We start from the raw sequence: 23,176 nt of genomic DNA, 5'->3' as shown, positions 1-23,176 counted from the left end.
TTTTGCCCTTCCAGTGCGCAATCGAGCTTCAAATCATTAATCATTGTTAGAACCACTCTCTCTTGGCATCAAATAAGAATTCCTGCAATGGCGGCGGTGAGCCATGATGCCAAAGCGCCCCCGATCATCGCTTTCAGTCCGATCCTTGCAAGATCGCTGCGGCGTTCAGGGGCAATCCCACCGATGCCACCGATTTGGATGGCGATCGAACTGAAATTTGCAAAGCCACAAAGCGCGTAGGTAGCGATAATGTAGGAGCGTTCTGAAATAACGCCCTTCAGATTAACCAGATCGATATAAGCGATCATTTCATTAATCGAAATTTTCGTGCCCAATAGATTGCCAAAATGCAAAAGATCTCTCGGCGTGACCCCCAAGAAAAAAGCCAGGGGAGAAAAAATCACCCCCAAGATCTTTTTCAGACTCAGGTCCCAATTGAACTGGGTATGATGAAAAGTGATGAAATTAATGAGGTCGTCGATCTTGCCCAGGCCATAATTGATCATGGCTATCAATGCGATAAAGGCCATCAACATCGCTCCGACGTTCAAAGCCAATCGCAATCCGTCGGCGGCTCCGGAGGCGGCGGCATCGATCACGTTCGCCGTCGTCCTCTCTTTGGGTAACTTCACCAGGCCGCGGGTCTTCGGTTCTTCTGTCTCTGGATAGATGATTTTTGCCATCACCAATGCAGCCGGAGCGGACATCACGCTGGCGGCCATCAAATGTCCCGCATCGATCCCGAAACGAACATATGCCGCCATAACACCCCCAGCGATCGTTGCAAATCCACCTACCATAATCGCCATGAGTTCCGAATGGGTCATCTCCGGCACATATGGTCGAACCAGCAGCGGCGCTTCGGTCTGCCCCACGAAAATATTGCCTGCCGCTGAAAGCGACTCTGCCCCGCTGGTCCCCATCGATTTCGCCATAATCCACGCCATGAATTGCACAATCTTCTGCATGATTCCCAAATGATACAGCACGCTCATCAACGAAGCGAAAAAGATAATGGTTGGCAAAATATGGAACGCAAATACGATTCCCACATCAATGAACTGGCCAGTGATGCCATCTCGAAGTTGCAACGGCCCAGCTCCCCCAATCTGCTCAATGATCCCAGGGTCTCCGCGATAGAGGTTGCCGAATAAAAACGAAGCTCCAGCGTCTGTGAAGCTCAATAATTTCGCAATAAACGCTCGCGCAAAAAAGAACACCATCTGTCCTGGGCCAGTCTTTAAAATGAGGACCGCAAACAGAAGCTGCAAGGCAAGCCCCCAAATTATAACCCGAAAATTGAGCCTTTTTTTGTTATTCGAAAGAAGCCAAGCGATTCCCAATAACACAAAAATCCCAAAAATAGCCGTAACTTTTTGCACCCACATCGTTCACTCCTGACTGATTCTCTATTTGTGCTTATTCCTATTAGCCCGTTGATCATTTCTTCTAATAACAAATGACATGCAGGAAGCCCCATCTGCTTCGGCATTCAATGATACATCTATTTCGTAAGCCAGCATTTCAATAAAAAATGAAAAGCTACCGCCTTTTTCTGATAAACCAACAGATGAATTGAAATCGGGTCGAATTGTCCATATTTGATGGGAAGATATCCACGTATTTGAGGCAAGCAGGTGATCGATTATCTCATCAGACTAAATCGAAAAAATGTGACCCTTGCCTCATAAAGCAGCGTGGCGATGGCATCAATCATTGTGGCGGCCGATAGCAGTTCCAGCATACCGGCGCATAAAATTCTTTTCGTAACTCAATTCTAGGGTCCTCTTTGGTGATTGGGATGGTATGCTCACGATCGCGGTAGCGCTGGGAAATCAAAGCGGTTTGTTGTTTGCACTTTTCGCATACGGCAAGTAGGACCACCACCTTTTCAGCGCGACCCATAAGTTCCACCATGGCACCAAAATTCTCATTAAAGCAATTCAGATGGACTCCTGCGATGATGATCTCCATCGTCTTTCGATACTTATTGCAAAAATTGATCAAATCTTCTTCATCAAATAATTGCGCATCATCAATCGCTATTGTTTCGGTATCTGGTTCCAACGCAGATTCTATTTCTGCCACCGTGGGCACCGTGATAGCCTCACTTGAAAAACCAATTCGCGAGACAATCTGCTCGTTATGAACAGGGAAAGCAAATACTTGTACTTTTTTGCCCATTAACTTAGCATCACTAATTCGCTTATACAATAGCCAGGTTTTCCCTGCTTCCATAGCTCCAGTGATGACTTCTAACATGCGGCTCCCTCGATGTTTGAACCATTCAGAATTTTATCTAGAGTGCGAGTCGATTGAATCCGCTACTTGCTTGTCATTTAAATCAATAACCTCTCTCAGCCAATAGTGCTTGAATTTTTGTCTTGAGCAAATCTATTGCCACTAAATTATATCCACCTTCGGGAATAATGATATCGGCATATCGTTTGGTCGGCTCCACGAATTGCAAATGCATCGGTCGGACGCTATTTTCATACTGTTCCAAAATTGACTCCAGGCTTCTCCCGCGTTCGGTGACATCCCGTCGGATCCGTCGGATCAATCGTACATCATCATCGGTATCAACATAAACTTTGATATCCATCAGATCTCGGAGTTCTGGTTCGTGAAGGATCAAAATACCCTCTAGGACGATAATGACATGCTCGCCAATGCGCCGTGTTTCCTTCTTCCTTGAGTGGATCGTATAATCATAAATCGGTTGTTCAATTGATTTTCCCGCCAAAAGATCCTTGATCTGGGCGATCAAAAATTGATGATCAAACGCATCAGGGTGATCAAAATTCTGCTTGGCGCGTTGCTCCAAAGATAGATGGCTGAGATCGCGATAGTAGGAATCCTGTTGGATGATGATCACCTTATCCGATCCCAACTCTTCAACAATGCGCCGCGCTACCAGGGTTTTGCCTGAACCTGATCCCCCGGCAATTCCGATTAAAATATGCGGTTTCATATTTGCAACCGAACTGTTTAAAATTAGGGTTTGTCTCAATCAGCCTGATCAATTGATTCTACCAGATAAGGTTGAGATATATGATGTTCAATTGGAAATAATCAGTCGACTTTTTTCTCTCCAAGATAAATTGGTATTGTTAAAAACGTGCTATCGAATCCATGTGGCAGAAGCGCATCAAGAGGAACGATTTGAAATTCACCAAAGCGATTGATCATGTACACATCGATCTTACCAGCGAGTTCCCAAAGCACCTGGCGACAGGCGCCGCACGGTGGAGTGAAACGCTCCGAATCGGATGCGATAAATATGGCTTTGAACGCAGTGACTCCCTCAGACACAGCTTTAAAAATGGCGACTCGCTCAGCGCAAATCGTAAGACCAAATGAACTGATCTCGATGTTGCACCCAGTGTAGATCTGTTCATCTGCTGTCACTAGAATCGCCCCCACTCGGAATTGAGAAAATGGCGCCCGTGCGTGCTCCCGTTCTGCTAACGCTTGTTGAACCAATCGCTCGATCTTCATGGGGACGAATCAGCCTCTTTTCGATTTTTTAATCATCTGAATGTCGTGGTACAGGGCTTACGCCATGTGTATAATATATGAAAATAATTTTTAAAGGCAACAATTTTAATAAAAAAATCCGAGAATAACAAATTCTCGGATTCGTGCTCATGACAATATTTTGCCACAAGGTTGTTAGAAAGGCAGATCGTCTTCTGATGGGGCAGGGGGGATCACTTCAGGTTCACCTGGAATAAATTCATCGATTGGGGGCGGAACCTCTATCGGCTCACCAGCTCGCTCCATTTTTGGACCAACCATGGTTAAATTATCAGCGACCACTTCGGTGGTGTAACGGGTCACGTTGTTTTTGTCGTTCCATGACCTGGTCTGCAGCCGACCTTCGATGTAAACAAGGCTTCCCTTTTTCAGATAATTGCTGGCAATCTCTGCCAGCTTACGCCACGCAACAATCCGATGCCATTCGGTCAGCTCCTTCTGATTACCATCCTGGTCCTTCCAGACGAGATTGGTGGCCAAACTAAAGGTCGCGACCGGTGCGCCGCTTGGCGTATAGCGCAAATCAGGATCTTTACCTAATCGGCCCAAGAGAATGACTTTATTAACGGTCCCTCTTCCAGTGGACATTCCTTCCCTCCTTTGTTAGGTGGGTTCATTGGGTTTAGTAGTTTTTTTATCATAATAAAAAATTAGCAAATTGTCAAGCAAATTTTTAGATTGTCAAAACTTTTGCCCCGCGAATTTTTCGCTGTTTTAACTCTAACAGCGCCTGATTGGCCTGATCCAGTGAATAACATTGTATTTCCGGCTTGATCGGAATTTCCGCAGCCAATTTTAAAAAATCTAAAACATCGCGTCGAGTAATATTCGCGACGCTTTTGATCTCTTTCTCCATCCACAAATGCCTGGGATAATCGAGCTGCAAAAGCTCGTGCTGATCGTTGGTTTCTTTGCGGATCGCATTAATGACCAGCCTACCGCCTGGCTGCAAACGCTCCATGGCGGCCACGATCGGCTTCCAAACCGGGGTGGTATCGATGATGCTATGGCATGGATGGGGTGGTTCAGCATCAGTGTCGCCGGCCCAATCTGCTCCGAGCTCTCTGGCGAACTTCTGCTCCTGCTCGCTCCGCGCAAAAACGAAAATCCGAACGTTTGAATAAAGATATTTAACCATCAGCAATACCAAATGCCCCGATGCACCAAACCCTGTCAATCCCAGGTACTGACCGTCTTTCAGATTGGTCAATCGCAACGAGCGATAGCCGATCGCACCAGCACAGAGCAACGGGGCCGCCTCTGCATCAGAGAACACCTCTGGTATGGGATATGCAAAATCCTCTCCAACAGTCATGAATTCAGCATAGCCACCAAAAGCATCTCGTCCTGTGGCTTTGAAATCGGGACATAGGTTCTCTCGGCCCGAAAGACAAAACTCACACCGGCCGCACGATGAAAAAATCCAAGCAACCCCCACACGATCCTCAATTCGATGTTTTGTGACTGATTTTCCTATCTCAACAACCCTACCGACCACCTGATGCCCAAGCACCATCGGAAAAAATGATGGTGGCGTCCGACCTTCAATCTCATCCAGCTCAGTATGGCATACACCACAAGCCAAGACCTTGATTAAAATCTCGTTTTCTTTTGGAATCGGCCGAGGTAGCTCTTGTAAATCTAAAGGCGTTTTGTTTGCAGTTAAATCTACAATACCTGTTAAAATCATCGCTTTCAATTGAAAATCCCTCCCGAATTGGATTTTAGCTTATTCAAAATAATAGCTCAAAAATTAAATTCGCATGAGTTGATTTTTGTGCAATGTATAAATCTGTCTGAGTGATTCTGTTAAAATTGAGAAAATCTCAGATACCAGGTCTAAAACTTAAAATTCATCGGCAACAATCCATTCTCGATGTACCGATATGTCTCGATAGCCAATAGAATCGCTACAATTTCACCTTTGGCTTTGGAGAAATGAGATGAAATTCTTTGTATGTGATGACAATTCTCTTGACTACCATTTTCAAACGGAAGATGCGTTTAGACGAATTATGAAGCATAAGAGCCGAACAGTTGCGTCAGCAACCACGATGACTGCATAATTTGGACTTTTTAAGCGATCCGAACCAATTACAAATGCGCTGCCTTGGCTTGTCTAATTTTTCTGATTTTTTTATCTCAACAGTGATATTAGGCTTATCCTTTCCAACTTATCCAACTCATAACTCGATCGCTGCGAAACTCGCCAATTCGCTTCTTTTTCATCGAGTGGTTTATTTAGCGAGCGGTCCACTTGCCAGAAAACTTGTTAGAATTCATTGATCTTGCCAAATAAAAAAGCTGTTCAATTGTTCCTCAGGGAAATTTCTTGCTTGAGATTTTTATAAAGAAGTTCTGGATCATCCTTACCAGATCGAAAGAAACAGCAGCTACTTTATTAGCACCGATATTTAGGAATTGTCCGATTTGGAACGATAGCTTAAAAATCAATACTACCATGATTCTAACTCAGACAGAGCAGCATGAAGATCCAGATTCCTTAATGGCTGGCTCCTTTTTCGCATGGAAGCCAAACAGATAAATCACAGATGCTTCGAAATTGGCTAAAACTTGTATGGGCTTGTCCACAATTGTGTCAGAAAAAGGTTGATTAATTCATCGGAACTTCATCTTATCAAACAAATATAGCACTAGAACTTCCTCTGGTCAAGGTATTTTTTGATGTCACTTAATGAAATTGAACCAGAATACGCCGATCGTGAGGGTGATTATGGTGATCGGCAATCCCGCTTTGAGATATTCTTGGAACGAAAGATGGATGCCTCTTGATTTGGCCGTCTCAGCCACGATCAAATTAGCGACAGAGCCCAATAGGGTTAAATTCCCGGCGAAAGTGGTCGCCATGGCCAAAGTCAACCAAGCAATGTTCGGATCAGCAAGCGACCCCATGATAGGCCGAAACAGCAGCACAGCAGGGACGTTAGAGATGATGTTGCTCAGCAGTGCTGAAACGATGGTTAAAGGGGCGAGCCCTTGATCGAGCAGCGGTCGAGCCTGGTCGAACAAATAAACTCCTAAGCCACTGGTCTCGATCGCATGGGTGACGATGAATAAGCCCGAGAAAAACACCAATAGTCCCCAATCCAGCTCACCGAATACGCGCTGGGGCTTAATTCGGCGGGTGATCAATAATAAAGATGCAGCACCCAGAGCGGCGAGTGGGATTTTTGCTCCGACCACGAAAGCAGCGAGCATCAACGCTAACGCAATGGTGCTTTTATAAAGCAGCGGCTTGAAAATTCGTGGTCTATCAGAGATTTGATAGTTCAATTTTTGACCATTAAATTCATCCCGATAGACCGTGATAATAACCGCGTAAACGACCAACAATCCAGCTATCGCTACCGGGGTTAGATACCAGGCAAAGGAAATAAATGAAATTCCCGACGCCATTCCAATCAACATATTCTGCGGATTCCCAATAATGGTCGCCGTCGAACCGACGTTGGCGGCGGTAGCCAGCCCCATTAGATAGGGAATGGGGTTGCGCTTCAACGCCGTGGTCATCTCAAGAACCAGCGGCGTAAACATTATGACGACGGTGTCGTTCAAAAACAAGGCGGAAAGCATCCCTGAGCTCATAATCACCAGAAACAAGAGTTGCTTAGTATTTTTGGCAAAACGAGCTACGCGATGAACCACCAAACCAAAAAAGCCAGCCAAGCGCAGATTGATATTCAACACCATCATAGAAAATAATAGCACAATGGTATTCAGATCGATGGCCTGATAAGCCTGATCCAATGATATTGCCCCTAATATGATAAGAGCGGTTGAGCCCACGAGTACGATCGTGGCTCGATTCATTCTTAAGCCAGGGTAGCGACCGATTGCCACTCCGGCTAAAGTCAACAAGATTACAACAAGCGAAGTCCAATAGTGAATGATCATATCCATCTTTACCAATAAATAAACCTCAGTAATCGATTCCGATCCGCTGCAGGCAGATCTGAAACAGAAGGAATAACATAACGATTATTGAACGTATCCAGCAACACCTTTCCATTGCGGCCATATTCCAGTGCTTTATCGTGCTGCCAGCGCATGCTGAATTGGGTACGTCCACTTTCGGTCTCAACATCGAAGAAGATCAGGCCATATTCCCAGCGCACATCATGGATCCGCCGAATGGTTTGTTCAAAATAGTGCTGGCCAAGGCTTTTTTTGACCAAATCTTGGGTTTCTTTTGGAAAGGTTTCCAAAGATTCGATTAAACCAATCTCCTGCTCTTTACCTTCATCATCCGAATAGCAAACTGAAATAAATTGATATGGATGACTGATCGGAAACGTCATGAGACAGTAGACATTGGCATAGGCCTCTTTATCTTCTACGATGCAATGAAGCGAGCCGAGTGTGCCGATATAAAGCCGACAATTTTCAGGCGTCAAATAACGAACGCCTACATCTCTTAGTTGATGTTTTTCGATTTCCATCTTGCTTCCTTAAGGAAATGCAACGCAACGCTCCTACCACAGATTTTGTATCCCACGAGCCTTATTCTTTGCCATGTTTTCTGGATTTTCATTTTTATGGAACAAACATATTGCCTTTGGGCCGTCAATTGCGCATGTGTCAAAGCTTGGTTATATAATTCTTCAATGACAATAATATTTTCGCTTTCTAACAAGAAAATTATTGATCCAATTTGGTCAATCGGGTTTGAATCATCACGAGCTTATAATAGATGCCTTGCTTGGCCATAAGTTCTTCATGGTTGCCAAATTCAACGATTTTACCCTCGTCGAGCACATAAATAATATCCGCGCCTCTCAGGGTGGATAGGCGATGGGCAATCGCAATAGTTGTTCGGCCTTTCGTTAGCACAGCCAGGGCTTCTTGAATTTGCTGCTCGGATTCGGTATCGACTGAGGAAGTGGCTTCATCAAGGATAAGAATGGTCGGATTGCAGAGCAAAGCCCGAGCGATGCTAACACGTTGGCGTTCGCCACCAGACAATCCTGCACCGCGCTCGCCGAGCCGGGTGTCGTAACCACTCGGCTGCTTGAGAATGAATTTATGTGCGTTAGCGGCTTTGGCTGCATCGATAATGTCCTTTGGGGTGGCATTGGGCGCACCATAGGCGATGTTTTCAGCAATCGTCGCTCGGAAGAGAAACGGCTCCTGTAACACCAATCCCACATGCTTCCTCAGCTCTTGATTGGACATCTCGCGTACGTCGACCCCGTCGATCAATATCTGCCCTTGCTGTGGGTCGTAAAAGCGGCAGAGCAAATTCACTAAAGTGGTTTTGCCCGAGCCACTTTTTCCGACAATCCCCACTAATTGTCCAGGATCGATAATGAAAGAAATATCGGTCAAAACTGGATCGTAAGGATCGTATCCGAACGTGACATTGCGAAATTCGATTCGTCCCCGCATCGTTTTGATAACAACTGGCTTTTCTGGTTGTTTCAGCGCGACATCGGTATCGAGGATTTCAAAAATGCGCTGACCAGCAGTTAAAAATCCGGTGAGCCAGTTGGAAAACATGGTCAGCGCCGAGATCGGCCCATAAAACATGCCCAAGTAACCCAGAAAGGCCATCAACGTTCCTAAGGTGATCTGGCCGGCTAACACATTTTTTCCTCCAGCGTACCAGATAATCAATCCGCCCAATCCAAAAGCATATCCAAAAATGGGGAAAAAGGTAGTCGAGCCCCGATCCACCGCGCGGCGAGAATCGCGCAAATAGCCAGCTACTCCATCAAACCGCTGATGCTCGCGCTTCTCTTGTGCAAACGCCTTCACCGTCCGAATGCCAGATAGCACCCCATTAACCAATGAGGCTAATTTCGATTGGCTATCCCAATAGCGATAATAGCGGGGATAGATGGTGTGCCAAAAAAACCAAGTACCAGCAATCACAAATGGCACGGGAATCAGCACGAACAGCGCTAATTTGACATTCAGGTTAAACAACATGAAGCCAATGCCGATTATGAGAAACAGATTGACCAGAAATCCAGATGCCACTTGTTGGACAAAGCCGTGAAAATAATCCACGTCGTGAAGCAGCCGAGTGATCAACGTACCAACTGGTGTTCTATCGTAAAAATCCACTGAAAGCTGAATCAGTTTTTGCTGCAATTGTCGCCGCAGTTCATAGGTAATCCGGGTGCCCACAGTGGTGCTGGTGCGACCGATGAGGATATTCAGCAGCGCTCTGAACAGCGCAGCCCCGGCTAACGCCAGCACCAGCCAGGGCAACCAATTCGTATGCTGTTTGGTTGTCAACACATCATCGACCAAAATGCGAGTGAGATATGGCGGCACTAAATCCAAGGCGACACCACTTAACATCATCACCAATAACAGGACCACAAATAGTCGATAAGGTCGCATCATGCGAAGCGTTCGTTTGAGTAATCCACCTTGGCTGGCGCAGCGAAGACACTCCGCCTGCTGAGAGGGTAACGCTAAGCCACATTTTTCGCAAAACCAGGGATTCCGTTTTTTGAAAATATCTAAGGGAGCATTGCGCTTTTCGATCAGATCTTCCAAGTAAATTCTGGCACGATTGAATTCCTCCCGTCGCGCATTGCTGAAACGAATGACGTTGATAAAAAAGTTTTGGACTCTCACTTGGAGAAAACCACTCCCGACTCCCTTGAAAATTCGCGCTTTTTGAAGCGAATGAATGGGATAGGGACCAACCGTATGATCTGGGTCATACGCTCCAGGGGTGATACCTAAAACGGATTCATCGGTAATAATCAACCAGCTCGGTCGAAATGCGCCATTTAAATCCAGATCACTCCGAATGGCTACCTTGACATTAGACCTTTGTATGCCAAGCCGAGGCAGTTCTGCCGCGACTTCTTGAGGCAATTTATGGAAGTAAATGCCGCTCTCGTATTTCATAACGTATTTAGTCCTCAATACAAATATTTCAAAAATAAAAATGCGAAATATAACGATAATTTAATCGGTTGTCAAGATAATTTTTTTGCATTGAGCGGTATAAAAAATACCTTGTATTTTATGCTAAAATATGTTAGTTTGTAAATGATTCTCAATTCAACAATCGAGGTAAAAGCAATGAGAATAAGTTTGATTATTTTCATGGTTTTCTTCTTTTTTATAACTAAAAATGTTTATGCTGGCGACCCCCAATCTCAAACCCTCATCACCGCCAATTGGGGACAAGCGGATGGTGAATTCGGATTGATACTGGAAGCCGAAGGCAATTGTCCCCAATCGCTCGCGATTGATTCCGAAGGCAACATTGCTATCCTCGACTTAGTCAATAAGCGCGTCCAGCTTTATAGCGCTGCGGGGAAGTGGCTAAGGAAGTTCAGTATCACCTGCCAAGCGTTCGATATCCAATTTTACAATAGCCAAATCGTTTTGCTTGCTCCTTACAATTACCTGGCAGAGCAATATGATTTCCAAGGCAAATTGCTTAAGAGGATAACCATTAGCCGGGACATCGGTTTTCTCGACGGTTTGAGGGTCTCGAATCAAAAGGTTTTCGTCCAGACGATCGATCAGACCCAGTACAATTTAATGGATCAATCATTATCCAAGCCACTCCCCCAAATTTCGCCAGGGCTGAGCGCCCAGATCCCCGATCGACGATTTCACACCCAGTGGCTCGACGAACATCACGGTTATTTGTTCATCGAAAATAGTCGAACTCGGCAAAAGCAAACAATAAACATTACCACGCAGGACGAGCTGGGATCACTGGTTTTTCTGGATACCGATCGAAAAGGCAATATTTTTCTCCGGAAGGAGCTGTTCAATTCAAGGGGGGAGTCTTATTTTGCAGTGGATAAACTGGACGGAGAGGGACATCTCCTTGCTTCGGTTGCCATCGAAAATAAAAATATTGTAGCCCCATTCAAGCCGATCACCATTGATAAGGATGGCAATATTTATTTCTTAAAAATCGGGTCAGAAGGCCTCACTGTGCTCCGCTGGCAGCTTGAGAAATAGGATCGGAGTGACGGAGATGAATTCAACCGCAATCTTGACGGTTATATTTTCGGACCGCCAATTGAGCCAATTGCGCTAATTTTATAATCGAGCGATTTGCAAATTTGATTTCGTCGGCGACTTTCGCAGTTCGAAATCTTAATTAATGGGTTTATTAATTTGGGATAGCATTCATGAAAATTAATCGTCTGCCCATTTTGTTCATATTTTTTTGTGCTGTTGGGCTTTCATCGGCTCAGATCACCCGAGAGAAGATCATCTCTCATGCGAAGGAATATGTTGAGGTGCAATGGTATTGTTCCGAAGCCAATATCAACCATCCTGAATATCTCCAGTATGGCAATCAGCCATGTGATTTTTCGGTGGGATGGTATACCGGGGAAGCGTACTCGTATGGCGGCAATGATGATGTCCCGACATTTATCGCGCGGATCGCTAAGGGAGATGGCGCTGGTTCGCATCTTTCGCATTACAATGCAGCAGGTGGCACACCCTGGTGGGCAACTGGTATCGATTGCTCGGCTTTTGTTTCCCGTTGCTGGGAGATCTCGAGGCAGAGTACGCGTACCTTGCCCAATTATTCAACTGAAATCGCTAGAAACGAACTATTGGCCGGGGATATTTTGAACATCCCCGCCAATCACGTACGATTGTTCGACCAACGAGCAGCCGATGGGCGGCCTATCGTTTACGAAGCCTCAGGAAGCGCAACCAGGTGCGTCCATCGGGTAGTCGATTGGGGCAACTATACCCCGTTGCGTTTCAATCAGTTGATGATTGCTGCGCCCCAAGTTCGAGTAGAAAACCTTGGCGGCTGCTCCATCCGCGTAAGCTGGGAGGCGGTCGATCGGGCAAGCCGCTATCAGCTCTATTTCAGCAGCGACGGCATCACGTTCACCAACATGGGAGAGATAACTGAATTATCGCGGACATTTGATAATTTAATCGAAGGGAAAAACTATTATTTTCGGATTGTCGGAATCAACGATTCAGGCGAGTTAGGCATCATGAGTGAGGTATTGGGGACCCGCGTGGCCGCCCAAAAAGCTCCGATTTTGATCGTCAACGGCTTTGATCGAATGACCTCTGATCTGAACACCAAAAATTATGTGGTTCCTTATTCGCGATCGCTGAGTAACCTGAACCTGAATTTTGACTCTTGCTGCAATGAGGCTGTCGCTCAAAAGTCGATCGATTTGAAAAACTATGCGATGGTCATCTGGATCCTTGGTGAAGAATCCACAGCCAATCGCACCTTTGATAGCCAGGAACAAACGATGGTGAAAGAATATCTCGAAAATGGGGGCAAACTATTCGTCTCTGGTGCTGAGATTGGTTGGGATTTAGACTATTACAATAACGGCCGATCGTTCTATCAAAATTATTTAAAGGCCCGATATGTCGCTGATGATGCCAATGTTTATCAATTCAGCGGATCAACTGGCTCAATTTTTGAAGGATTATCCAATCTCAAATTCGATGATGGAACTCACGGCTTATATAATGTAGATTACCCCGATTGCATTGATCCACTCGGCGGGAGCTTAGCCTGTTTGAAATATGATGGCACCTCCTACATTGCCGGCATTCAATACGAAGGGAAATTTGGTTCCAGTGCCAAGATCGGCAAATTGGTCTATTTTGGATTCCCGTTCGAAACCATATATCCCGAAGCTGACCGAAATAAAGTGATGGATCGCATCATCAATTATTTCGGGTTAGGAACAACTGTCGCCATTGCTGAACCAATTGTTCAATCTAACGAACCAATCGACTATCAACTCTATCAGAATTATCCGAATCCATTCAATTCCAAAACGATGATCAAATTTTCGATTGCAGGCTCCTCACATACAAAGATAGAAGTTTATGATATCCTTGGGCATCAAATAGCCTCCCTCATCGATGCTGATTTACCAGCAGGTTTCCATCAAATTGAGTGGAATGGGACCGATCATCAAGGGTACCCTCTGGCAGCAGGTACCTATTTGTTGGTGATGAAGTGCGAAGCCTATCAAGAGACACGAAAAATCACATTGCTCAAATAGAAGAAATGTAGGTATCAACACTGAATTATCGTTTGTCTCGCATATAGGATTAAAATCAAGCGGAGCTGTTATGGAGTGCAAAAATTACCAGCAGAATTTGAAAAGATGCAACTGCAGCTATGAACCCTGTAGCCGCAAAGGGTATTGTTGTGAATGTCTGGCTTATCATCGTCGCGCTGGCGAATTACCAGCCTGCTTCTTTCCCGATCATATCGAACGCACTTATGATCGGTCGATCGCCCGATTCGTTGCGCTGCATTCGGGGGCAAAACGATTTTGATGGTTCACAGAATTTATGGCATGCCAGACGAATCGAATCAATCGGTTTGATCTCCGAACGACGAAGCCCATTCACAAAAGATACAGTTTGACCGAACAAAAGGGGTGGTACATGAAATTCCGAGATAAGAAAATTGGCTTAGCCTTAAGCGGTGGCGCGGTGCTCGGTATTGCCCATTTGGGAGCGATCAAGGTTCTGGAAGAGCATCAGATTCCTATCGACATGATCGCTGGCACCAGTGCTGGCTCCCTGGTCGGTGCGTTCTTGGCGGCTGGATATAGCAGCGATGAAATGTTTCAACTAGTCAAATCGTTGAGTTGGGGAAAGATCAGCAAAGTGACCATCCCCAAAATGGGATTACTGAACAGTAAGCTCTTGGAGCGTTTTATCGACGCAAAACTTGGGCGCATCGACATAACGCGTTTGAAGCGGCCGTTTGCGGCGGTAGCTGTGGACCTCACTTCAGGCAAGGAGGTTGTGTTTCGCGATGGACCGGTATCAGAGGCGGTCCGCGCCAGTTGCACTATTCCCGGGGTGTTTACACCGCTGGTCCGCGGAAATCAGGTTCTGGTCGATGGAGGCGTGCTCAATTTTTTGCCAACGAATGTCGTTCGGCAAATGGGCGCCGATTATGTCATTGCAGTGAAACTTTTGCCTGGCATTTCTAATCCCAAACCGCCAGAGAATATCATCCAGATTTTAATGAATTCCTTCCAGTTAGTGATCGAACAGATCGCTATCCACGCACCGGATGGCGATACCACAATTGTGCCCAATTTGGCTGGCTTTAACCCTTATGATTTTCATCAAGCTGACGCGCTTTATGAACAAGGTTATTCCACCGCATTAGCGGCGATCAAGAAAATTGAGTTGGATTTATTCCCAAAGAAAAAGCGCTTTTGGTTGTTCCGTCTATTGCATTGATCCAAGTTACATCTGCCGAGGTGATGATCTTTCATTTCATAGTCAACTTTAAGCCCGCATTTGATAACGATTCTAATTTTTCAAAAAAATTCATTTCATTTCCTTCTTGAATGCCAAAATCGTAAAATGAGATTTCGGCCAAGATGAATAGTTATATCCCTCATTCATTCGCAGGATGATGAGCTAGATATTTCTTCGTCTTGATGGGATCATTCTCTGGTTTGAGCGGTTTAATAACCAATAAATTTATTCCAAGTTGAGGCTGATCCAATTGGTCAGCCTATCGTTTTCTAATGTCACCCCAAAATAACAATACTGAAAATCGTGCAATAACGAGCTGACTCGGACGGGGACAATTTATATCCTTTCCTCTGGTATTATTGCCCAGCGAATGTTTAAGGATGAAGAATAATGAACGATCTATTTCGAGATATCAAAAAAATAGTCAGTTGTCACAATCAAAAATCGATTGGGATATTGGTCCAAGAGAATAAGACACTAAAATCGATCTTAGATAACCTTACTGAGGGTGTCATCGTGGCTGACCAGATTGGCAAATTTGTCTATTTCAACCCGACTGCGGAACACATTTTGGGAATTGGTCCCGTAGATGCTTCTGTCGTGGAATGGTCATCAATTTATGGCACATATTACCCAGATAAGATCAGTCCCTATCCCTCTAAACAACTGCCATTAGCCCGCGCCTTACGTGGAGAAACAATCATTGATGAACTCATGTTCATTCAGAACTTCCATCGTCAGGAAGGTATATTTATCGAAGTCTCCGCCAGTCCAATGAAAGATAGTGCTGGATCAATCATCGGGGGGATAGTGATCCTTCGAGATGTGACATCCATCAAACAGGCTGAGATGCGCCAACGTCAGAGCGATCAAAGAATCGTGGCGCAATTCAAGGGTTTTCCAATGCCCACCTACGTCTGGCAGCATCATGATAATGATTTTTTCTTGGTCGATTTCAATCATGCGGCCAAAGATTATACGCGAGGAAAAATTCAAGATTTTTTAAATAAAAACATGCGCGACATTTTCAAGGACGAACCCAAAATCCAAGAGGATTTTTTTCGATGTTTCAAGACGAAGAAGCCAGTGAACCGAGAGATAAACTCCTTCAGTTTGAGAACGACGCACGAGTCAAAAGATATCATATTCAGTTACGTTTTTGTTCCTCCGGACCTCGTGATGCTTTATCTTCAAGATGTAACTGATCAAAAAAGAAACCTCGAATCTCTCAGAATGCTCTCGAATGCTGTTCAGCAAACAGCGGATAGTGTTTTCATTACTAACAAGCAAGGCATTATTGAATATGTGAATCCGGCTTTTGAAACGACAACAGGCTATCATCGGGATGAGGCATTGGGGCAAACGCCTAAGCTTTTACAGTCGGGTCAGCACGATCATGCATTTTATCAAAACCTATGGAAAACCATTCTGTCGGGCAAGCCTTATCGCGGCACGATCATCAATCGCAAGAAAAATGGTCAACTTTACTGGAGCGAACAGAGCATCACGCCGATGAAAGATGAAGCTGGAATGATCACCCACTTTGTTTCAGTGCTCAAGGATATCACCGATCTTAAAGAGAAGCAGGAACAGGAATTTCAACTGCGCATCGCGCGCGAATTACAACAACGCTATTATCATGTCAAGGCAAACTTGCCAGGAGTTGATATTGCCGGCGCTACATATTCTGCAGTGGAAACCAATGGCGATTATTTCGATTTTATCCCCATGAAGGACGGAAGTGTTGCGATGGTCATTGGGGATGTGAGTGGACATGGGATTTCAGCCGCGCTGATCATGACCCAGACCCGCGCTTATTTGCGTGCCTTTGCGACCATGACCACAGACCCAGGAGAGTTATTAACTAAACTAAATCAGCAATTGAGCTCGGACCTGGACAATGAACGGTTTGTCACTTTGTTCTTGGCGCTCATCAATGCTGAGCGCGCATGTTTGATATATGCTAATGCTGGACATCTTCCTGGCTATTTGTTAGATAGCGCTGGCAATATCCGACTTATGCTGGAGAGCAATGGGATCCCTCTGGGCATCGTGCAGGATTATCATTATACTTCCAGTCGCGCGATCCCCATCGTTCCTGGAGAGATCGCCTTCTTTATTACCGATGGAATTTCCGAGGCCCAGGCCTCAGATGACTCTGAATTTACCGAGCAACGGGTCGTTGAAATTATTAGAAACCATCGCCATCTCAACGCACGACAAATCATAAAACATCTGCAACACGCAGTCCGATGCTTTGTCCATCCGCAGGTCCAGCAGGACGATATGACCACCATCATCTGCAAGATCAATTCAATCTCTGGGGGAATTCGTGGAAGCCATTCTTAATTTTCGCGACTTTGGGGGATACCGTACCCGTGACGGGCGATCCATCAGAACCAGGCTATTGTATCGCAGCGGCAGCCTTTCAACTGCCACAGCATCTGACCAACAAGAATTGCAAAACTTGGGGATCAAAACTGTCATCGATTTGAGAACACATAAGGAGCGACAGAGCCGACCAGATCGCCTCCCGCGTCAGATCGCTTCTGTCCATATCCCCATCAAAACATCAAAGCATAATGAATCAGGGTTTTTATGGCAATTGTTTTCCGTTCTGTTCGGAAAAGCTCGCAAAATCGATTATCATCAAATGATGATAGAGGTATATCAAGAATACGTCACCCATTTTCAGAAGGAATTCGCCCAGATCCTTAAGCTTATTGCCGAGCCGCACAACCTTCCAGTTCTCATTCATTGTACTGGTGGGAAAGATCGTACTGGCTTTGCCTGTTGGCTTATCCATTTGCTGCTCGATTTACCGCACGAAGTCGCCCTTGCTGATTATCTCAAAACCAATGATTATGCGCTCACTTCCAATCCCGATATCCAGCATTGGATCAAAGCGCTCTCGCTTTTTGGCATCCCCAAAGAGAGATTTTTGGCTTTACTCGAAGCCAGAGCGGACTATCTCAATGCAGCAAATGAACTGATCACCCAGATATTTGGCACTGTAGAGAATTTTGCCTTATATGGGCTCAAGCTATCTGAATCGGAATTGATCGCCATAAAAAATGCCCTGATCGAATGACCACATATTTATTAAACTCCTGTCGTACGTTCGAATTCTTGCATCGTTCTTTGGTGCACATGAGAAATTTGGTCGATTGATTTTTAGCTTGACTTTATGCCAGCGAACGTTTAAATTAGCGCAAAATTAGCGCACTCTCATAAAATGGTCGCTTGATTTGATTTTAAAGATACAGAATGTCCATACTCGCATCAAGGATTGTTCAAAAACTAGATCTTCTACTTTCTCCTCTAAATTTCTGGCTGCTCCAATCCATCGTTCATGATACCGCGTTTTGCCTTGAGGATGCAAGCCCAAAATTCTATTCCTGTCATTTTAAACCTGAGATAAATTACGGAGTAAATCGATGCAAAAAACGCTCACGCTTCTGATCTGCCTTTTCATGAGCTCTACAACCTTGATCGCTCAAGCTTATCTGCATTTCAATGGTTCGTGGGAACTGATCCCCCAAAAAAGCACAGTCATTCCGCTCTATCGATCGCTCTTCATCGAATTTAAGATGGAACGCGATCAAGTGACTGTGATCCAGAAATGGGGGACGCGTGCCAGGGACGCTTTTGTAGATACGATTCGCCTGGCCCCTAACGGCAAAACAACGCTTTGGCAACAACAGCACCAAGTGGCTCCCACCAACGTGTTTCTGGGGATCATGAATCGCAATAATGGACGTCGCGTGCTGGCTGCAACTTGGAATGCTGATAGCACCGTTCTAACGATTAGCGAACGAGTGCCGATTGCCAGCTCGCAGGGCGAAACAGAGCTTAGCGCCTTACACAGTTATGAAATTTCCATCCCAGAGCAACTTGTGCGCTACACAGTCACGCGACCCTCCCGGCAACATGGAGATCGGCTCTTTTATCTTTTAAAGCGAGCTGGCAGCCGACAGGCCTATTTTATGCGCTTGGAGGATGACTGGTCGATTGATGGGAAACTACCGCAACAGGCAATGCTTATTTCTCTGCAAGGTTTGGCCAATCGCACCGGCCCCAATTTATATTTCATCTATCCTGAAAAATGGGATTTTCGGTACACTCCTGGCTTCTTCGATTTCTTGCAGAATGAACGATATTTCAATTTCAAAGAGCTGCGCTCAGCCGAACAAGCACTGAATACCTTCCGCCAGCAGATCAATGGATATGTCGTTTGGGACAAGTCGGTGCGCACTTCACTGATCGTCGCTTTTACCGTTGCTGGACTGGAACAGGCTGTTGTGGTGAACGAGGATTTGATCCACCTCGTCGAAAAAATAGGCTTGCGTCCCGTAGCAGATTTCAGAGGTCAATTCGTCGGGCAATCCGATGCTGAGATTTACCGTTGGGCAAAGGATCAATATTGGGAACGATGTAACAAGGAATATATCGTCTGGCTCGGCGGTGAACATGGCAATATCATGAAACCTGGCGTGGCAGATTGGGGAATGTATAAGAAAATGTTCTTCAATGATCTCTGCGCCAATCAAACCATTCCAGAGGAATACCAATTGACCAACGAACTGCTTTCAGAAATGAAGCCGTTTGGTTTTGTATTCGGTTGGCATTCTTATAAAAAGGATTTGGAAGAGGAATGGGTGCGATTAACTTCCCGCTATGCTTTGCGGGTTGAAGGGCTTCATAGCTTGCCCAACATGAGCTTCAGCTCTCAGGTGCCTGCAACACCTAATTTTGTATTCAAAAATAATCATCACATTATCCCCGGAAAGAAATATCTCCCAAAGAAAAAAGTATATATCAGTTGCATCCAGACTGACGGAATTGGCTTAGGCGCTTGGAATCAGCCGGGGCGCGGAGAAATCCCGTATGCTTGGGAAGTGTCAATGAATTATTCATGGCTGGCACCTGCCATGCTGGAATATTTTTACACTCAGGCAACGGCTAATGATTATTTTATCGGTTGTCTGGGTGGACCTGGATATGTTTACCCAAAGGCGGTCCCTAAGCAGTATCTGCCTCAGATGGTCTCTCTCGCATACGAATTGATGAAAAAATTGGATCTCAATGTATTTGAGATCATGGATTATTCCGAGGGCGTTATGGTGGAAGGCAATTCCGACCTCACACGGGAAGTAGTGGATGCCTTCTATCAGGGCATGCCCGACGCGATCGGGTTTGTCAATGGCTATGTTCAATCACATACATTTGCTGTGCGAGATAAGCGACCTTTGATCTCTTACAATTATTATATGGCACCAGAAGCGCCCGATGACCAGATCCTTGCCGATCTGAAAGAATTGGCTGTGATCAACAAGCAGCGACCTTACTTCCTTTTGATGCATGTTCGACAATACAGCTCTGTCCAGCGGGTAAAATCCATTCTCAACAAACTAAGCTCGGAGTTTGAAGTTGTGCCACTGGATATTTTTCTAAAGATGGCTGGCGAACAACCAACTTTCGTCGAACGTTTCAGAGAATAAAAATTGTTGCACTTCACCGTGACGTTGATTCACCAAACTTAGTTTTCAATGGTTCATCGCAAATTTCGAACTCAGCCAGGTTGAATTTGGCCAACATCCCTATTTTAATTGATCCCCTTTTCCGAGCAACTGGGCCTAAGCTTGGCTGATAAATCCCTCTGGCGATTATTCTTTTAGTTCACATTCAGAAATTCGCTCGGCCCAATTGGTTTTTCTCTGAAATTTTTTCGAGCGAAGTACCTTTTTAACCAAAAATTTTGGTCTATTGCAGCAAAAAGCTTGACTTTTAGAATCATATTTTTTACATTTGGCGTCCATTAGAATAGATAACGGGCGTTTCTCCCAGAAAGTGAAAGCAGATTCCGCTATCGACTGCGACTCATCTCACGGGAGAGCAAAATCTTTGATGATTAATTTTCTTGACGGGGATTAGCGCTCCAAATTTTTCAGGAAGACATCACTTTTGACGCCTTTAGCAAATCTGATTTTGATGACCCGAAGTTCGCCAATACGCTTCTTGGATTCTCTCCTCTTCCTCAGCGCGATTCTGAATCTTTTATTTCACTTTCAACCCATCAAATTATGGAGCAATGATATGAACAGTTGCAATATTGCATCTTTTTCTATGGAGCAACATCGAATTTAATAGCATTATCAAAATCAAATTTCGCGAACATAATGAATGGTTGTGAGTCTCCTCAGGGCTAACGATTATCCAATCATCGAATTCTTCGATGATGAGAAATTGGCTATTGTCCTCTCACCAAAAATCATATGTTCGGATTCGAAAAACCAAGAAGCCATATTTAGCAAGAATCGGCATCTTTAATATAGGCTAAAAAATTCAAGACTCGGTTGCTTATCTATGATGCTTCCGATCCAGGAAGTTCGGCCATTCAAAAAGCTTAAAGGGACCGCAGTTTGTGGACGATCAATTTTTCATAGCTCACAATTGAAACAGAAAATAACAGGAAGGATTTTTCATATTTATGAAACAAAGCAAAATTACAAAGCATAGTCAGATCCGCTATCTCGATGGTCGACGACTTCGCAATGCGATATTTGCCAGTACCCGACAATTGGCCAAAATGCAAGCCTATTTGAATAAGATCAACGTATTTCCAGTACCGGACGGAGATACGGGTACGAATATGGTTCGGACCATGAATCATATCTCGGGTCGTTTGGCAGAACGAACGGATAAATCTATCGCTGCGGTGAGCAGCCAAATGGCGGAGTCGGCGCTCATGGGCGCGCAGGGAAATTCGGGTGCAATATTGGCACAATTTTTCTTCGGTTTTGCCGAGGCGGTTAAGGACAAATGGAGGCTGACCACCAAAGCCTTTGCTGCCGCCGTGCAGCGCGCGAAAAAATCCGCTTATGAGGCGTTATCCGAGCCACGCGATGGAACGATTTTAACAGTAATCAGCGATTGGGCCAACTCCATCGAAAAAGCGGCTTCGCGCACCGAAGATTTTGTCATTTTGCTGAAGAGAGGGCTAAAAAGAGCTCGGCTTTCATTGGCCGAAACCCCCAAAAAATTGGACGTACTGCGCAAAGCCGGCGTCGTAGACGCTGGGGCACAGGGCTTTGTTCACTTCTTGGAGGGCATCGTCCATTTCATTGAACAGGGCAAAATCGAAAAGGACGCTTCAGTGCAATTCGCCAAAGAGGCGGAATCAGTGGCGACCATTCCAGGGATAGTTGATTCTAACATTAGCTTTCGCTTCTGTACTGAAGCGATGGTTTCTGCAGAGCAAATCGATCATCTTAAACTGAAATCAGCACTCGCGCCGTTGGGGGACTCATTGATTGTCGCCGGGAGCAAAGACCATGTCCGGGTACATATTCACACCAATTCGCCAGATGCGGTATTTGAAACAATTTCGGCATATGGCCAAATCTCAGCGAAAAAAGTGGATGATATGATCAAGCAGCACAAGGATATTTATTCGCCCGTACCGACGGCTCGGATCGGCATTGTCACCGATTCTTCATGCGATTTGCCCCATGATTTCATCACCAAGCATCACATTCATGTGATCCCAATGAAAATTAGTTTCGGTGATCAAAGCTACCTGGATAAAGTAAATATCACTCCCATGGAGTTTTATGATAAGCTGCTCACATCCCCGCATCATCCGACAAGTTCCCAGCCAGCTATGGCAGATGTCTTGAAGGTTTACCAGCAAGTCGTACCCCAATATGATGCCATCCTATCAATTCATCTGCCCAGAGTCGTGAGCGGATCATTTCAGACCATTGAGCGTGCTGCTAAAATCGTCGCTCCAGAAAAAATCACTTGCATTGATGGAAAGGGAATTTCGGCAGCATTGGGTTTAGTCGTAATGGAAGCGGTCGCAGCAATCGAAGCAGGCCTGACTTTGGAGCAAGTGAAAGCCCGCGTGGAATACGCCATCAAAAACATCCGCATCTTTATCATGCTACCAACACTGAAATATTTGGTCAGAGGCGGTCGCATGAGCAAGCCGAAGGGATTGATTGGTACGATACTGGGATTGAAGCCTATTGTTACTTTTGATCAAGATGGACGGGTGATTCTCGCTGGCAAAGCAATTGGCGAAAAAATGGCCATGAAAAAGACATTGAAAATGGCAAGCCGATTCGTTGGGAAATATAAGCGGGTTAAATTTGTGGTTGCTCACGCCAATGCCTATTCGAAAGCCACCTGGTACGTCCATCAATTAACCGAGTGGTTCGATATTAAAGAACCCATACCGATCGTGGATGCTGCACCAGTGCTGGGAGTCCACTCTGGACCAGGTACCGTTGGCTTCGCAGTCCTTGGCTTTCAACAATAAATGGGAAAAAATCTTATTTGCACCATAGAGTTTCTAAATTCATCGATTGTAAAATCATTATCAGAGCAATATCAC

The 23,176-nt window shown here is 45.1% G+C and carries 17 protein-coding genes; 8 read left to right on the top strand and 9 right to left on the bottom strand.

Annotated features, from left to right (window positions below; all coding sequences use genetic code 11):
- Positions 1-68: 68 nt before the first annotated feature.
- From ONB37_07095 to ONB37_07055, 9 genes are all read right to left on the bottom strand, one after another.
- Positions 69-1,388, bottom strand: coding sequence for a NupC/NupG family nucleoside CNT transporter (locus ONB37_07095; GenBank protein MDZ7399909.1), 1,320 nt, complete (start codon positions 1,386-1,388; stop codon positions 69-71).
- 325 nt (positions 1,389-1,713) lie between these two features.
- Positions 1,714-2,262 carry a hypothetical protein gene (locus ONB37_07090; GenBank protein MDZ7399908.1) on the bottom strand — a complete coding sequence of 183 codons (549 nt, stop codon included), beginning with the start codon at positions 2,260-2,262 and terminating at the stop codon, positions 1,714-1,716.
- A gap of 82 nt (positions 2,263-2,344) precedes the next feature.
- Positions 2,345-2,974, bottom strand: a complete 630-nt coding sequence (gene udk, locus ONB37_07085) for a uridine kinase (GenBank protein MDZ7399907.1) — start codon at positions 2,972-2,974, stop codon at positions 2,345-2,347.
- Positions 2,975-3,075: 101 nt separating this feature from the next.
- Positions 3,076-3,501, bottom strand: a complete 426-nt coding sequence (cdd, locus tag ONB37_07080) for a cytidine deaminase (protein ID MDZ7399906.1) — start codon at positions 3,499-3,501, stop codon at positions 3,076-3,078.
- A 174-nt stretch (positions 3,502-3,675) separates the two neighbouring features.
- Positions 3,676-4,128, bottom strand: a complete 453-nt coding sequence (locus ONB37_07075; protein ID MDZ7399905.1) for a single-stranded DNA-binding protein — start codon at positions 4,126-4,128, stop codon at positions 3,676-3,678.
- A gap of 85 nt (positions 4,129-4,213) precedes the next feature.
- A complete protein-coding gene (locus ONB37_07070) occupies positions 4,214-5,239 on the bottom strand; it encodes a zinc-dependent alcohol dehydrogenase family protein (GenBank protein MDZ7399904.1) in 1,026 nt (341 codons plus the stop codon).
- Between the two features lie 989 nt (positions 5,240-6,228).
- On the bottom strand, positions 6,229-7,461 hold the full coding sequence (locus tag ONB37_07065) for an anion transporter (protein ID MDZ7399903.1): 1,233 nt from the start codon (positions 7,459-7,461) through the stop codon (positions 6,229-6,231).
- A 2-nt stretch (positions 7,462-7,463) separates the two neighbouring features.
- The gene (locus ONB37_07060; protein MDZ7399902.1) at positions 7,464-8,000 is read right to left on the bottom strand and encodes a DUF1854 domain-containing protein; all 537 of its coding nucleotides are present in this window, start codon (positions 7,998-8,000) and stop codon (positions 7,464-7,466) included.
- A 199-nt stretch (positions 8,001-8,199) separates the two neighbouring features.
- Positions 8,200-10,428: an ABC transporter ATP-binding protein/permease gene (locus tag ONB37_07055; protein ID MDZ7399901.1), complete on the bottom strand. Its 2,229-nt coding sequence runs from the start codon at positions 10,426-10,428 to the stop codon at positions 8,200-8,202.
- Positions 10,429-10,605: 177 nt separating this feature from the next.
- Between ONB37_07055 and ONB37_07050 the strand changes: the two genes are divergently transcribed.
- The 8 genes from ONB37_07050 (at position 10,606) to ONB37_07015 (ending at position 23,101) form a co-directional block, all read left to right on the top strand.
- The gene (locus ONB37_07050) at positions 10,606-11,505 is read left to right on the top strand and encodes a hypothetical protein (protein MDZ7399900.1); all 900 of its coding nucleotides are present in this window, start codon (positions 10,606-10,608) and stop codon (positions 11,503-11,505) included.
- 173 nt (positions 11,506-11,678) lie between these two features.
- Entirely contained in the window at positions 11,679-13,553 is a 1,875-nt protein-coding gene (locus tag ONB37_07045) for a T9SS type A sorting domain-containing protein (GenBank protein MDZ7399899.1), read from the top strand.
- A gap of 70 nt (positions 13,554-13,623) precedes the next feature.
- Positions 13,624-13,833: a DUF6485 family protein gene (locus ONB37_07040; protein MDZ7399898.1), complete on the top strand. Its 210-nt coding sequence runs from the start codon at positions 13,624-13,626 to the stop codon at positions 13,831-13,833.
- A gap of 111 nt (positions 13,834-13,944) precedes the next feature.
- Positions 13,945-14,757: a patatin-like phospholipase family protein gene (locus ONB37_07035; GenBank protein MDZ7399897.1), complete on the top strand. Its 813-nt coding sequence runs from the start codon at positions 13,945-13,947 to the stop codon at positions 14,755-14,757.
- 411 nt (positions 14,758-15,168) lie between these two features.
- On the top strand, positions 15,169-17,127 hold the full coding sequence (locus ONB37_07030; GenBank protein ID MDZ7399896.1) for a SpoIIE family protein phosphatase: 1,959 nt from the start codon (positions 15,169-15,171) through the stop codon (positions 17,125-17,127).
- On the top strand, positions 17,111-17,869 hold the full coding sequence (locus ONB37_07025) for a tyrosine-protein phosphatase (GenBank protein MDZ7399895.1): 759 nt from the start codon (positions 17,111-17,113) through the stop codon (positions 17,867-17,869). Before ONB37_07030 ends, ONB37_07025 begins: the two co-directional genes overlap by 17 nt.
- Positions 17,870-18,215: 346 nt before the next feature.
- Positions 18,216-20,279, top strand: coding sequence for a GxGYxYP family putative glycoside hydrolase (locus ONB37_07020; protein MDZ7399894.1), 2,064 nt, complete (start codon positions 18,216-18,218; stop codon positions 20,277-20,279).
- Positions 20,280-21,268: 989 nt separating this feature from the next.
- Positions 21,269-23,101 carry a DegV family EDD domain-containing protein gene (locus tag ONB37_07015; protein MDZ7399893.1) on the top strand — a complete coding sequence of 611 codons (1,833 nt, stop codon included), beginning with the start codon at positions 21,269-21,271 and terminating at the stop codon, positions 23,099-23,101.
- Positions 23,102-23,176: the final 75 nt, after the last annotated feature.

The organism is candidate division KSB1 bacterium (assembly GCA_034506395.1).
In the GTDB taxonomy this organism is placed as follows: domain Bacteria; phylum Zhuqueibacterota; class Zhuqueibacteria; order Thermofontimicrobiales; family Thermofontimicrobiaceae; genus Thermofontimicrobium.
Note: the sequence above shows the minus strand (reverse complement) of the source record. Positions and strands in the feature narration are given on the sequence as shown.

What these genes read in the sequence shown, in the direction of transcription:
- ONB37_07020 (MDZ7399894.1), top strand. Translation starts at nt 18,216, where the DNA reads ATGCAAAAAACGCTCACGCTTCTGATCTGCCTTTTCATGAGCTCTACA.
- ONB37_07075 (MDZ7399905.1), bottom strand. Translation starts at nt 4,128, where the DNA reads ATGTCCACTGGAAGAGGGACCGTTAATAAAGTCATTCTCTTGGGCCGA.
- ONB37_07090 (MDZ7399908.1), bottom strand. Translation starts at nt 2,262, where the DNA reads ATGTTAGAAGTCATCACTGGAGCTATGGAAGCAGGGAAAACCTGGCTA.
- ONB37_07060 (MDZ7399902.1), bottom strand. Translation starts at nt 8,000, where the DNA reads ATGGAAATCGAAAAACATCAACTAAGAGATGTAGGCGTTCGTTATTTG.
- udk (MDZ7399907.1), bottom strand. Translation starts at nt 2,974, where the DNA reads ATGAAACCGCATATTTTAATCGGAATTGCCGGGGGATCAGGTTCAGGC.
- ONB37_07050 (MDZ7399900.1), top strand. Translation starts at nt 10,606, where the DNA reads ATGAGAATAAGTTTGATTATTTTCATGGTTTTCTTCTTTTTTATAACT.
- ONB37_07065 (MDZ7399903.1), bottom strand. Translation starts at nt 7,461, where the DNA reads ATGGATATGATCATTCACTATTGGACTTCGCTTGTTGTAATCTTGTTG.
- ONB37_07095 (MDZ7399909.1), bottom strand. Translation starts at nt 1,388, where the DNA reads ATGTGGGTGCAAAAAGTTACGGCTATTTTTGGGATTTTTGTGTTATTG.
- ONB37_07035 (MDZ7399897.1), top strand. Translation starts at nt 13,945, where the DNA reads ATGAAATTCCGAGATAAGAAAATTGGCTTAGCCTTAAGCGGTGGCGCG.
- ONB37_07040 (MDZ7399898.1), top strand. Translation starts at nt 13,624, where the DNA reads ATGGAGTGCAAAAATTACCAGCAGAATTTGAAAAGATGCAACTGCAGC.
- ONB37_07045 (MDZ7399899.1), top strand. Translation starts at nt 11,679, where the DNA reads ATGAAAATTAATCGTCTGCCCATTTTGTTCATATTTTTTTGTGCTGTT.
- ONB37_07055 (MDZ7399901.1), bottom strand. Translation starts at nt 10,428, where the DNA reads ATGAAATACGAGAGCGGCATTTACTTCCATAAATTGCCTCAAGAAGTC.
- ONB37_07015 (MDZ7399893.1), top strand. Translation starts at nt 21,269, where the DNA reads ATGAAACAAAGCAAAATTACAAAGCATAGTCAGATCCGCTATCTCGAT.
- ONB37_07030 (MDZ7399896.1), top strand. Translation starts at nt 15,169, where the DNA reads ATGAACGATCTATTTCGAGATATCAAAAAAATAGTCAGTTGTCACAAT.
- cdd (MDZ7399906.1), bottom strand. Translation starts at nt 3,501, where the DNA reads ATGAAGATCGAGCGATTGGTTCAACAAGCGTTAGCAGAACGGGAGCAC.